The sequence below is a fragment of the Paenibacillus sp. 11B genome (genome assembly GCF_030487755.1).
Taxonomy (GTDB): domain Bacteria; phylum Bacillota; class Bacilli; order Paenibacillales; family Paenibacillaceae; genus Paenibacillus; species Paenibacillus vandeheii.
Genome location: NZ_JAUKNS010000002.1, coordinates 1255666 through 1267809 on the forward strand (window position 1 = coordinate 1255666; position 12144 = coordinate 1267809).

Genomic DNA, 12144 nt, shown 5'->3' on the forward strand with positions numbered 1-12144 from the left:
AAAAGCAAACAACTGAATCCCATCTATTTACATCACATCCCTACAAGACTATAATGTCTTTAATCTTTTAAAGTATCGGAATATTATTGACCCGCTGGCATTCCATAGCTGGCGGGCATCTCTTTTCTGTAAGCCTTATCTGAATACTAGGCATATTTCATCCATCAAAGGAGTCGTTGACATGATGTCAAATGAACCACTTTCGTGGAGACGGTTATTTGCATTTTTTGTGCCGCTGGGCATATCCGCGTCTCTCGTTACCATTTCTCACGTAATCATTAACAGCACACTCGCACGTTCCGCTCATCCCGAGACAGTCATTGCCAGCTACGCCATCGCCGGTAGCCTGCTGACCCTCACCGAGCGCCCCTCAACCCTGCTGCGTCAGACCTGTTCGGCGCTGGTAAGGGATCGCCTTTCCTTTCAGGCCCTCACGTTTGTGACCAAAATATTTCTCGCTTGTGTACTTCTGATCGGATTCCTCATCGCATATTCGCCCATTGGTACAGGTGTATTCAAATATCTGTTTGGCGTAAGCCCGGATCTGTTATCCAAAGTAATCGACGTTTATGAGATTCTCATGTACGTCAGCATCTTTTCGGTCATCCGTAACATCTATCAGGGCATCATTATTACGAATAACCGTACAAAATGGCTGACGATCGGCATGTTATTCCGTCTTGCTGGCATGTACGGCCTGTCCTTGTATTTCATATATACAGACAGTATTGACAGCGGTCGTGTAGGCGCTATCATTTTTGCTGCTGGCATGATGATTGAGGCTTTGGTCAGTTTTCTCGAAGGAAACAGCATCAAGCGCAAGATGCCAGCCAAGCTGGAGGATCATCCCGTTGAAAACAAGGGCGACGTCTTTCGCTTCTACAAGCCGCTGTTATTATCCAGTTTCGTAGCTTTGTTTATCGGTCCCGTCATTAATATCGTACTTGGCAAAACGACCGGGATCGCCCTGGCCATTTCTTCCTTTGCCGTTGCGAGTAGCCTGATGCAGCTGATGCTAAGTTTTTTTACATACATCCACCAGATCGTGCTGAATTTCTATCTTGTTGATGCCAAACTTGTGAAGAAGTTCGCACTCGTCACCGGATTCGTTCCTTTTGCGATGACCGTCTCCATCGCCTACACCCCACTTGGACCGTGGGTATTGGAAAATGTAATGAGCGTACAGGGTAATCTGCTACAGCAAAGTTTGTGGACGCTGCGAGCGTTTGTACTCTTTCCGCTGATTTCACCTTTTCTCGACTTCAGCAATGGTTTGATTCTGCTGCGCGGACAGACCAAAACGATGTTTCGCTCCCAGACGGCCAATGCCATATGTACGGTTATCGTCCTGCTCATTCTGGTCAGCATATTCCCGGCGTGGAACGGTATGATCGGTGCAGTGGCTCAATCTCTCGGTCTGCTTGCCGAGCTTGTCATTGTCTGGCTGGTCATCCGGCGTACGCAAAAGGAACCTACGATGTCTGTTCCCTCATCCGGGAAATCTTCTTCCCTCAAAGGATAATAAAATTGAACTGTTATCAAGAATGGAGCCTTTCATCATGAAATCAAGTCATACCGCCCGGCCAGATCAAACCTGGCTGCGGGCACTCATGTTCACCATCTTCGGTTCCACCGTACTGGTGGTATCGTATTTTCAGCTTTATTTCAGCCATCTGGGGTTCAGTCGGGCTGAGATTGGTTACCTGTACGGAATTGGTCCTCTCGTCTCCGTATTCTCCAACATGTTCTGGAGCATGGCCAGTGACCGCTACAAAACCGTACGTAAAGTGATGATCATCTTGCTTGCCGGGCAGCTGATCACAGGTATCATGCTCGCCAATGCCACAACCTTTGGTGAGGTATTTGTACTGGTGACCCTGTTTTACTTTTTCTACTATCCCGTATATCCGCTTTCCGATACGATGGCAATTACAACCGCAAGCAAATATGGCCGGAATTTTACTTCCATTCGTGTTTTTGGCTCGATCGGATATGCATTCTTTGCGTTAAGCATCGGATACTTTCTCGGCTCTTTCGGGCCGGGATGGACGATGTGGGTATGTATTGCGCTGGCAGCCACTACCCTCCTGATCGGTTTTCAATTAAAAGATCAGCCTTCGGGCAGCAGCACTAAAATGGATCTCTCAGGACTATGGTCCATCTTGAAGCGAAGGGATGTTCTCACCTTTTTCGGCTGCGTTTTCCTGCTCGCTCTGGGTCACCGGATGAATGAAGCTTTTCTTACCATTACGCTAAAAGATTTAGGTGCCAGTGAAGGGCTGATCGGCTGGTCACTGTTGATCTCTTCCGTAAGCGAAATTCCGGTGTTTCTGCTGTTAAGCAGATACGGAAATCGCTACAAGGAACTTCCTTTGCTCACGATTGCTGCGCTGATGTATACCATTCGTTTATTTCTGATGTCCATCTCGGATACACCAGCGGCAGTTGTTGCCATCCAAACGATGCACAGCGTGACCTTTGGCATCTTTTACGTGACTGGGGTCCGTTATATTACCCGCCTTGTTCCGGATGATTATCGGGCGACTGGCATGGCCTTGTTTACGATTGTATGGTCCAGTGCTTCCGGTCTGCTCAGCGGAACACTGGGTGGATTGCTGCTGGAGCATACCGGCAGAAACACTTTCTATCTCACGGCGATGGCATTCTCCCTGGCCGCACTTATTGGATTTTCCATGAAGCTTTGGTCAAGCATGACTAGCCGCGCATAAGCAATAATGAAAATTTCCCTTATGGAACTCAACATATCAAAAAAAGCACAGCCTCCCAGGGGGGACTGTGCTTGGGTTCTTATATTCAGCTAGAAGCCAATCATTTATAAGAAATCCGTTTAACCGGAAATATTCTTACAATTTGTTTACGTTAGCTGCTTGAGGACCACGGTTTCCATCAGTGATTTCGAATTCTACCGCTTGACCTTCTTCCAATGTTTTAAAGCCGTCGCCTTGGATTGCGGAGAAATGTACGAATACGTCCTCGCCGCCTTCAACTGAAATAAAGCCATAGCCTTTTTCTGCGTTAAACCATTTAACTGTACCTTTCAAATGAACAACCTCCTAAAAATATCGCCATCTATGGCGAATACCCTTATTATACTGTAGGACCTTCTACATTGCAATTTATCTTTTCCATAAAAGTCGAAAAAATTTGCTTTGAATCCAAGGGTACGGTATCATTTTACCAAAACCGTTAGTTTGGAGACTACCTATGATAAAAAAACATGAAATATACAAAACAGACAAGTGGAATATGATGACTGTAGAAGTTCAAGGCAAATATCTGGTGCTACGTGAAATATCGGAAGAGTGGGGCGAAGAATGCCATACATTCCTCAGCCGACCTGCGTTGATGCACTGGGCTGAACGCCGCTTCCCGAAAGAAGATTTTGAGAACCGCGAGGACGAATGGCGTCAATTGATGGCTGCCTTCAAAGGGGTCTAGCCTATGCAGCTTGACTCAAGCAATGTTGTCATCTTTATTATTCTTGCTTTTTCCCTGGGAATTGTGCTGATTCTGGGACGCAACTCCATCCCGGATCGTCTAAGACGGGGCATGGCTCTGATTGCTACCCTGCTGATTTGTTTCGCATTTTTCCTGATCGTTTACTTCCTGGTCAACATGGGAGCCTAGCTTCTTCAAATATTTCAATGCCCCTCAGGTCATACTATACGGGATTATTCGTATAGTGAGGAGGAAGGCCGTTGAAATACCGCAAATCGCTGTTTATTCTGCTGGTACTTAGTCTGATTCCTTCGTCTCTCTCCGCACAAGCGAGTGGGACGAAGGCAGCTTCGTCTATATATTCATCACTTCATCAAAGGAGGATTCCCATGAGTCAACTATTGAAACGTTCCGAGGTACCTACTGAACAAACCTGGAAACTGGAAGATCTATTTGCCGATCAGAAAGCTTGGGATCAGGAATATGAAGAAGTATCGTCTTTGACTAAGAAAGCCTCCGAATTTCAGGGCAAACTGAACAAACCTGAGGCACTCAAAAACTGTTTTGAACTCGAAGATAAGATCAGTCTCAAAACCGAACGTCTCTTTGTATATGCCCGGATGCATCAAGATGAAGACACAGCTAACCCTACATATCAAAACCTCTCCCAAAAAGCACAGAAGTTAAGCGTGCAGGTTGGTGAGGCACTATCTTATGTTACACCCGAAATCTTGTCCCTTCCGGATGATCAATTGGATGCCCTCATCTCCAACGAGAAACTCTCTGCCTATAAGTTCACATTGGAAGAGATGAAACGTGAAAAGGCTCATGTACTGAGCCAGGCTGAAGAAGCACTGCTTGCACAGGTGGGCAACCTGTCCCAGGCACCACAGACCATCTTTAGCATGTTAAACAATGCCGATCTTAAGTTCCCGAAAATCAAGGATGAGCATGGAAAAGAAGTGGAACTCACCCACGGCAGCTATATTCAGTTCTTGGAAAATCCGAATCGGGAAGTTCGCGAGCGTGCCTTCAAAGCGGTGTATGAAACTTATGCCAAGCAAAAGAACACGATTGCTGCAGCCCTGAACGCCAACGTAACCAAAAACATGTTTTATGCCAATGTTCGGAAATATCCTTCCGTCATGGATATGTCCCTCTACGGCGACAACATTCCGAAGGATGTCTATACCAATCTTGTGGATACGATTCACGAAAGCCTTCCGTTGTTACACCGTTACATGGACTTGCGCAAAAAATTGCTCGGCGTAGATAAGCTGCATATGTATGACCTTTTCGCTCCACTGGTGGATGAATACAAAATGGACATTACCTACGAGGAAGCAAAACAAACAGTTAAAGATGGCTTGAAGCCGCTTGGTAAGGATTATGCAGACGCATTGCAGGCCGGCTATGATGACCGCTGGATTGATGTATACGAAAATGAGAATAAACGTTCAGGCGCCTACAGTTGGGGAGCCTACGGCACTCACCCTTACGTGTTGTTGAATCACAAAGATAATCTGAATAGCATGTTTACACTGGCACATGAAATGGGTCACGCTCTGCATTCCCACTATTCGGATACTACGCTTCCGTATCGGGATGCACAATACACCATTTTCCTGGCTGAGGTTGCATCCACAACGAATGAAGCCTTGCTGATGGATTATTTACTTAATAAATCGACCGATCCAAAGGAAAAGCTGTACTTGCTGACGTATTATGCAGATCAGTTCCGTACCACTGTATTCCGTCAAACCATGTTTGCAGAATTCGAAAAAATTATTCACGAGCGTGCTGAACAGGGTGAGGCTCTCACACCTCAGCTGCTTTCCGAAATCTATTATGACCTTAATGTCAAATACCATGGAAACAGCATGGTTGTGGACAAAGAGATTGAAATGGAATGGGCACGTATTCCCCACTTCTATAACAGCTTCTACGTGTACAAATATGCGACCGGCTTCTCAGCAGCGACCAGTTTCTCCAAGCAAATTCTGGAAGAAGGTCAACCTGCTGTGGACCGTTATCTTGGATTCCTCAAGAGCGGTGGCAGTGACTATTCCATCAACATCCTGAAAAAAGCTGGAGTAGATATGTCTACGCCAGAACCGATTCGTGAAGCTATGAGCGTGTTTAAGGAACTGATTGAGCAAATGGAACAACTAACCAAATAAGGTTGCTTTCTCGTCTATGTGACCTGTATCCCTTGCCCATTGGGGCAAGGGATTTTATAATCAAGCAAGATGCAAGACTCATGAATTAGGGTAATTGCGTACATAGTCCTGAATTGTTCAACAAGGAGGCACCACCATGAAAATGCAATGGGCGCTCATCGCAGGTCTCGTTTTTGCACTGCTTACCGGAATTTTTGCGGTCATTAATGTGGATTCCGTACAAGTCAACCTGCTATTTAACACGGTTCAAATCCCACTGATTCTGCTCATTCTTGGCTGTACCCTAATCGGTGGAATCATTGTAGGGTCTTATGGCATCTTCCGCCAATATCGACTGCAACGCGAGAACAAGCAATTGAAGTTACGTGTATCCGAATTGGAGAGCTCCGCAGCAAGCAGCTCTTCCTCCTCTCTGGACTCGTTTAAAACGATGGATACCTTCGGAACGAACGATTCGGACAACACTTCTGCGGAGTCCGATTCCATTCAGAGCCAACGAAAAGGAAATCCTTCGGGTAAGCTGTAACACATCACATCAGAGGCAGCCTGCTGGCCATCAAGAATGGGATTGTACATTCTGCCAGACAGGCTGTATTCTGTTTGAAGAACAACTTTCTGCATATTCATTAACGAGGAGGAAATTCCCATATGAGTTTTACCATTGACGAATCCTATGTTCTGTCTTTTCTGAAAAAATTACTGGATACTCCAAGCCCGAGCGGCTATACCCACGATATTATCGAGATGATCCGCAAGGAAGCCGAATCACTCAATGTCGCTTTTGAATTGAACAACAAGGGCGGAGCTGTGCTCACTTTACCTGGGCAAGATTCTTCCAGAACGATTGGACTGAGTGCACATGTGGATACATTGGGAGCGATGGTGCGTTCCATCACTTCATACGGTACACTAAAGCTCACCTCCGTCGGCGGATTTACCATGAACAGTATTGAGAACGAGTATTGCACCATTCACACACGCGAAGGGAAGATCTATACGGGTACCATTCTCTCGCTGCACCCTTCTGTACACGTCTATCCAGATGCACGTACGTTTGAGCGAAGCGAGAGCCATATGGAAGTGCGTATTGATGAAGTGGTCTCCTCCAAGGAAGATGTTTTGGCACTGGGTATCTCTGTGGGAGACTTTATTTCCTTCGATGCTCGTGCGGTCATCACGCCAAGCGGATATATTAAATCACGTCACCTTGATGATAAAGCCAGCGTAGCTGCCTTGTTTGGTATCCTGGAATCAGCACATCGCGAAAACTGGAAACCACTACATAACGTTTCGCTGCTCATCTCGAACTATGAAGAAGTTGGACACGGCGCATCTTATATTCCTGCAGAAATCAGCGAATTGATTGCTGTAGATATGGGCGCAATGGGCGACGACCTTAGCTGTAAGGAGACGGATGTATCCATCTGTGCCAAAGATTCGTCCGGCCCATATGATTATGATATGACGACCCGTTTGATCGAATTATCCAAGCAGGCGAACCTTGACTATGTAGTTGATATTTATCCTCACTACGGCTCCGATGGCAGCGCGGCATTACGTGGAGGAAATAACATCCGCGCTGCGTTGATTGGTCCGGGAGTTCATGCTTCCCATTCCATGGAGCGTACGCATAAAGACGCCGTCCTGAATACAGCGAGACTGCTCGCCGCATATATTACGACCAAGTAAATTGAATTATGTACGGGTGGTAAACAGGACATCGTTTAAATGAATGCTAAGAGTCGTGATGTCGATCTTCTCGGGCACGACAACTTGATCATCTATCCATCCCACCTTAATCATGTAAAAGGACACGTAAGCGATGCCGTTTAGGCGCGCTGAACGTGTCCTTCTTCTTTGGCATGTCTAATCCGCTTGTTCAACATGCTCGCGATATCTGCGTTCCAGAACCTCCAGCTTCTCTCTGTGCTCCCGAATCTCACTCTTCAGCAGAAGCAACGTGCTCCGCACCGCACGTAGTCCATCCTTCACCTGGGTTTCAGCTTTGCGGATTTTGTCCTGAACCATCCAGTCCACAAAGAGATTGTCGAAGAAATAGTCTGCAAATGAAAGCAGGCCTCCAAGATGTAATTCCGTGTTTACGGCCATCCTCACATCCTCCAGCTCCTTCTGAAAACGGCGAAGACGTCTTCCTGCATCCATAATGGCATCCTGGGCATCATCCATTCGACTGCGCTTGATATGGGTGGAGATTACACCACCACCCATCATGTCATATACTCCCCAATTTCCCGCAGAGGACAACGCCTTTTCAGCACGTTCAAGTGCAAGGAGCAGATACTGCCCCTCTCTGTCCGCCTCATTCAGCTCCTGAATCTCACCTGAGAGGTGTTCCCGATCCTCAGCCATTTGCTGCAATTCTGCATCTTTCTCGAGCAGATCGTTTTCCTTCTGGCCCCATAACACCTTGTAATCACTCTGCCAAAATTGATATTCCCGTTGTCTGTCCAGCTCCTGCTGCACCTGCGAGCGTTGCTCCTGGATATCCGTTAACATTTGGCAAGCCGTATCATACGCTGCCTTACTTTCCATTAACTCTAATTCTTCTTTCTCCAGGTGTTCCAGACGCTGCTGTACTTTCGTTTTCCACTCTGCTTCCTCCTGATTCAGCTTCTCCAGCCGATCATTCCATTTCTCATACATTCTTCCCTTTTCCTTGAGGACTGCCAATTGTTCATTCAGATCTCTAGACATGGATATGGTGTTCTCCCCCTTCTATGGAATTCTTTATTTAATTAACGGTTTGAATATGGCTAACGTTTCATATAAATTCATTTACAGCCCAAAAAAATCGCCCTCCCTTCAAAAGGCGACTGCAAGTCACTTTTTTGAAGAGAGGACGATTCATTAAAATATAACTCTGGAATATGCTTAAGATTTGCTGTTTTCAATCTGTTCTGCAAGCTCATTCAGGACCGTCCATCGTTCCATCAGTTCATCCAGATGACGCTCCGCCTCAGCCTGCTCTGCCATCAACTCCTGCAGCCGGGCTGAATCGCTGAATGATTCTTCCATCTCTTTATTAATACGGGCGAGATTAGCTTCAGCTTTCTCAATATTCTCATCGATCTGGTCATATTCACGCTGTTCCTTGAAGCTGAACTTCAGCCTAGGTTTAACCGCCGAGGCAGCAGAATTACTTTCCTCCGTTGCCGGTTTTACTTTAGCTGCTGTTCCCGTCGTACTTGCCTGAGAAGATGCAGGAGCATTTTTCAGCATCCATTCCGCATACTCACTGTAGTCCCCAACATGCACGCGTACAACACCGCCACCTTCAAAAGACAGCACTTTATCCACTGTCCGATCCAGGAAGTACCGGTCATGGGATACGACAAATACAACCCCCGGGAAATCATCCAGGTAATCTTCGAGTACAGCGAGTGTCTGAATATCCAAGTCATTCGTCGGCTCATCCAGCAGCAGGACATTCGGTGCAGCCATCAGCACACGCAGCAGGTACAGACGACGCTTTTCTCCACCCGACAAACGGGAGATAGGTGTCCACTGTGATGCAGGGGTGAACAGGAAACGTTCCAGCATCTGAGCTGCTGTAATGATAGATCCATCAGCCGTTTTTACATTCTCGGCCACTTCCTTGATGTACTCAATCACCCGAAGAGATTCATTCATCTCCTGATGCTCCTGTGTGAAGTAGCCCAAATTAACTGTAGGGCCTACAACAACCTCCCCGGCATCAGGTTCCAGCTTGCCGGAGATCATTTGCAGCAAGGTTGATTTACCGCTACCATTCGGGCCCACGATGCCTACCCGGTCACCAGGCACCGCAATATAACTCAGATCGTCAATCAATTTGCGGCCATCTGCCGATTTGGACAGATGCTCGATCTCCAGTATTTTTTTACCCAAACGAGTGGAACCCACGGATACCTCCAATGAGCCTGACCGATTAGGTCCTTGTTGATCCTTCAACTGTTCGAAGCGGTCAATTCTCGCTTTTTGTTTTGTTGTCCGGGCCTTCGCGCCACGACGAATCCAGGCCAGCTCCGTCCGCAGCAGGTTTTGCCGCTTCTGTTCCGAGGCCGATTCACGCTCTTCACGCTCTGCCTTCAGCTCCAGGAAGCGGGTATAGTTGGCCTCATACCGGAATAAACGTCCATGATCCAGCTCCAGCATCACATTCGCTACACGATCCAGGAAATAACGATCATGCGTGATCATAAGCAGTGCCCCGCGCCGTTTTTGCAAATACTGTTCCAGCCAAACTACAGAATCATTATCAATATGGTTGGTAGGCTCATCCAGAATGAGCAATTCACAGGGATGAATCAGCGCAGAGGCAAGCGCTACCCGTTTGCGTTGTCCACCAGACAATGTGCCCATCAGCGCATCGAATTGACGAATTCCCAGTTTGGACAGAATGCTCTTCGCTTCACTTTCCATCTGCCAGACCTGAAGCTGCTCCATCTGCTGGTTCAAGCGCAACAAACGCTCTTGCAGTGCCGGATCAGAAGGGTTAAGCTCCAGCAGCTCCATCGTTTCCGTATATTCACGTACCGTTTTCATCTCCGGGCTGTCGCCCTCAAATACTTGTTGCAGTACCGTATTATCCGGGTTAAACTGTGGATTCTGTGCAAGGAACTGTATACGTACGTCGTTCCCCATTGAGATCTGTCCTTCATCTGCTGGCTCCATGCCTGCAATGACACGCAAAAATGTGGACTTCCCGGTTCCATTGACACCAACGACACCAATCTTGTCCTGGTCGCCCATACCAAATGAGGCGTCTTTAAACAAAATTTTCTCGCCATAACTTTTTGCAACTTGCTCTACCGTCATTATGTTCATTGCACGTTACCTACTTCTCTGTAAATTAATAATCAATATCTAATAGCCATCCCGTACACTCTCTTTATACTTGTAAAAAGGAACGACATCCATCCAGAAACAGAGCTGCTGCAAAGGCAATTCGTTTGTTCAGATGCTCCTCGTTAAACTCCGGATTAAGCATGATATCCATCTTTAGCCGATCGAGAATCCCGATATAAGCTTCAGCGAGCAGAGCAGGCTCAGGTACGCCAGCATTCTCTAATACCTCACGGACCATGCTCATATATTCATTCATAAAAGCCTTCATGAATTTCATCAGGTCGGGATCATTATTGGGTGCCATAAAAAACAGCTTGGTATGATTGCGACGCTCATAATAATACGTAAGATGAGTCTTGGCGATCACACCAAGCTTATCCCCAGTACCCTGATGTGAGTTCAACGCCTGATCAAGGCGGCTGATAAAACCGTTGCAGTCCCGCTTGGATACGGCAATAAATAATTGTTCCTTGTTTTTAAAATATAAATAAATGGTGCCTTTCGCGATGCCCGCTTCGTCCGCAATATCGGACATTTTCGTCTCATAGAATCCTTTTGAACCGAAAATACCGTAAGCTGCATCCAGAATTGCCTCCGATTTGTCTCCCTGCACAGTGCTCAAATGCACTCCCTCCCTACAACGCTAAAATGATACCTAAACCGATCGCCAAACCTCCACCAATCACCGAGCTGAGCACGTTCACCAGATCATTACTCATCCAGGACCAGCCACGCGCTCGAACCGTTTTGTGTCCACAATGTTCATTTACCTCGACCTCACGGCCGCACACGGTACAACGATACATATACTGAACCGTTGCGCCCAGATAGGAATCAGCAAAAGCTCCTGCCAATCCACCTACAAGGCCGACAAACGTCCAGCTGAGCAAACTCAAGCCTTCAATCCCGGCAATCCAGGAAAAGAAGAACGCCCCCGCGCCGATCAAAGCTCCGCCTACGGCAGCAGCGAGTGTGCCAAGTAATGAAACACCTCCAGAGGTACCTGGGGTCAGCACCTTCCACGTCACGACAGAGCGTGGCGGCTTACGGCTAAGACTTCCCCACTCGGTTGCCCATGTATCTGAAGTAACGGTAGCCATGACACCAATAAAAGCATACATCCAGGCCGGGTGTGGAAGGATCCAGTTCCCCAGAACCAGAAACATACCGATTCCACCATTAGCCATGACTTGCCCCGCGTCACGATTGCCTGTCTTGGCATACGATTTCTCAAGCTCCTGTTTGCGATCCTTGCGAAATTTGGAGAACAGCGTTGAGGTAATGAAAAACAACAGCAGTGTTCCAAACCAGAACAGGTTGCCCGCTCCATAATATATCGTACCCATCATCACAGCCGCCAGGCAGCCGGACAGGGTTAGCGACTTCTTCGCGTAGGCAGCACCCGCCACAACAAAAGCGCATACGGCGCCAATAATCCAGTCCATAAGTTCTCCTGCATGTGGCAACATATATGGCCCACATGACGTTTTATATTTTTGAAATTCAATTATACCACGGTTTGATGCCAATGCCGAAACTGCCTATGCCAGCATACAAAAAACCTGATTCGGCAACTTTGAAAGCTACCAAACCAGGTGTACTGATACTGCGATAAACGGATATGCGTGATCCTACTTCCAGTCGCACCCCCATGAAA

The 12144-nt window shown here is 47.1% G+C and carries 12 protein-coding genes; 7 read left to right on the plus strand and 5 right to left on the minus strand.

Going from position 1 to position 12144, the window contains the following annotated elements:
* Positions 1-181: 181 nt before the first annotated feature.
* Together Q0V21_RS14000 and Q0V21_RS14005 are read left to right on the plus strand one after the other, a co-directional pair.
* Complete coding sequence (locus Q0V21_RS14000; RefSeq protein ID WP_024629227.1) at positions 182-1522, plus strand: hypothetical protein; 1341 nt, start codon at positions 182-184, stop codon at positions 1520-1522.
* A 37-nt stretch (positions 1523-1559) separates the two neighbouring features.
* Positions 1560-2729 carry an MFS transporter gene (locus Q0V21_RS14005; protein ID WP_301879410.1) on the plus strand — a complete coding sequence of 390 codons (1170 nt, stop codon included), beginning with the start codon at positions 1560-1562 and terminating at the stop codon, positions 2727-2729.
* Between the two features lie 135 nt (positions 2730-2864).
* Here Q0V21_RS14005 and Q0V21_RS14010 read toward each other — a convergent pair whose 3' ends face one another.
* Positions 2865-3062, minus strand: coding sequence for a cold shock domain-containing protein (locus Q0V21_RS14010; RefSeq protein ID WP_017689394.1), 198 nt, complete (start codon positions 3060-3062; stop codon positions 2865-2867).
* Positions 3063-3225: 163 nt separating this feature from the next.
* Between Q0V21_RS14010 and Q0V21_RS14015 the strand changes: the two genes are divergently transcribed.
* The 5 genes from Q0V21_RS14015 (at position 3226) to Q0V21_RS14035 (ending at position 7328) form a co-directional block, all read left to right on the plus strand.
* On the plus strand, positions 3226-3459 hold the full coding sequence (locus Q0V21_RS14015; protein ID WP_024629225.1) for a hypothetical protein: 234 nt from the start codon (positions 3226-3228) through the stop codon (positions 3457-3459).
* Between the two features lie 3 nt (positions 3460-3462).
* Positions 3463-3648, plus strand: a complete 186-nt coding sequence (locus Q0V21_RS14020) for a hypothetical protein (RefSeq protein ID WP_024629224.1) — start codon at positions 3463-3465, stop codon at positions 3646-3648.
* Positions 3649-3848: 200 nt separating this feature from the next.
* Positions 3849-5639 carry an oligoendopeptidase F gene (pepF, locus tag Q0V21_RS14025; RefSeq protein WP_301879412.1) on the plus strand — a complete coding sequence of 597 codons (1791 nt, stop codon included), beginning with the start codon at positions 3849-3851 and terminating at the stop codon, positions 5637-5639.
* A gap of 136 nt (positions 5640-5775) precedes the next feature.
* Entirely contained in the window at positions 5776-6165 is a 390-nt protein-coding gene (locus Q0V21_RS14030; RefSeq protein ID WP_301879414.1) for a LapA family protein, read from the plus strand.
* 122 nt (positions 6166-6287) lie between these two features.
* Positions 6288-7328, plus strand: a complete 1041-nt coding sequence (locus Q0V21_RS14035) for a M42 family metallopeptidase (RefSeq protein WP_301879415.1) — start codon at positions 6288-6290, stop codon at positions 7326-7328.
* Positions 7329-7505: 177 nt separating this feature from the next.
* On the opposite strand, the gene Q0V21_RS14040 is transcribed toward Q0V21_RS14035, so the two are convergent.
* The 4 genes from Q0V21_RS14040 to Q0V21_RS14055 form a co-directional block, all read right to left on the minus strand.
* Entirely contained in the window at positions 7506-8354 is an 849-nt protein-coding gene (locus Q0V21_RS14040; protein ID WP_301879417.1) for a hypothetical protein, read from the minus strand.
* A gap of 177 nt (positions 8355-8531) precedes the next feature.
* A complete protein-coding gene (locus Q0V21_RS14045; protein ID WP_301879419.1) occupies positions 8532-10466 on the minus strand; it encodes an ABC-F family ATP-binding cassette domain-containing protein in 1935 nt (644 codons plus the stop codon).
* 64 nt (positions 10467-10530) lie between these two features.
* Complete coding sequence (locus Q0V21_RS14050) at positions 10531-11109, minus strand: TetR/AcrR family transcriptional regulator (RefSeq protein WP_301879420.1); 579 nt, start codon at positions 11107-11109, stop codon at positions 10531-10533.
* Positions 11110-11122: 13 nt separating this feature from the next.
* On the minus strand, positions 11123-11932 hold the full coding sequence (locus Q0V21_RS14055) for a DUF92 domain-containing protein (RefSeq protein ID WP_301879422.1): 810 nt from the start codon (positions 11930-11932) through the stop codon (positions 11123-11125).
* Positions 11933-12144: the final 212 nt, after the last annotated feature.

What these genes read in the sequence shown, in the direction of transcription:
- Q0V21_RS14000 (WP_024629227.1), top strand. Translation starts at nt 182, where the DNA reads ATGATGTCAAATGAACCACTTTCGTGGAGACGGTTATTTGCATTTTTT.
- Q0V21_RS14005 (WP_301879410.1), top strand. Translation starts at nt 1,560, where the DNA reads ATGAAATCAAGTCATACCGCCCGGCCAGATCAAACCTGGCTGCGGGCA.
- Q0V21_RS14015 (WP_024629225.1), top strand. Translation starts at nt 3,226, where the DNA reads ATGATAAAAAAACATGAAATATACAAAACAGACAAGTGGAATATGATG.
- Q0V21_RS14020 (WP_024629224.1), top strand. Translation starts at nt 3,463, where the DNA reads ATGCAGCTTGACTCAAGCAATGTTGTCATCTTTATTATTCTTGCTTTT.
- pepF (WP_301879412.1), top strand. Translation starts at nt 3,849, where the DNA reads ATGAGTCAACTATTGAAACGTTCCGAGGTACCTACTGAACAAACCTGG.
- Q0V21_RS14030 (WP_301879414.1), top strand. Translation starts at nt 5,776, where the DNA reads ATGAAAATGCAATGGGCGCTCATCGCAGGTCTCGTTTTTGCACTGCTT.
- Q0V21_RS14035 (WP_301879415.1), top strand. Translation starts at nt 6,288, where the DNA reads ATGAGTTTTACCATTGACGAATCCTATGTTCTGTCTTTTCTGAAAAAA.
- Q0V21_RS14040 (WP_301879417.1), bottom strand. Translation starts at nt 8,354, where the DNA reads ATGTCTAGAGATCTGAATGAACAATTGGCAGTCCTCAAGGAAAAGGGA.
- Q0V21_RS14045 (WP_301879419.1), bottom strand. Translation starts at nt 10,466, where the DNA reads ATGAACATAATGACGGTAGAGCAAGTTGCAAAAAGTTATGGCGAGAAA.
- Q0V21_RS14055 (WP_301879422.1), bottom strand. Translation starts at nt 11,932, where the DNA reads ATGGACTGGATTATTGGCGCCGTATGCGCTTTTGTTGTGGCGGGTGCT.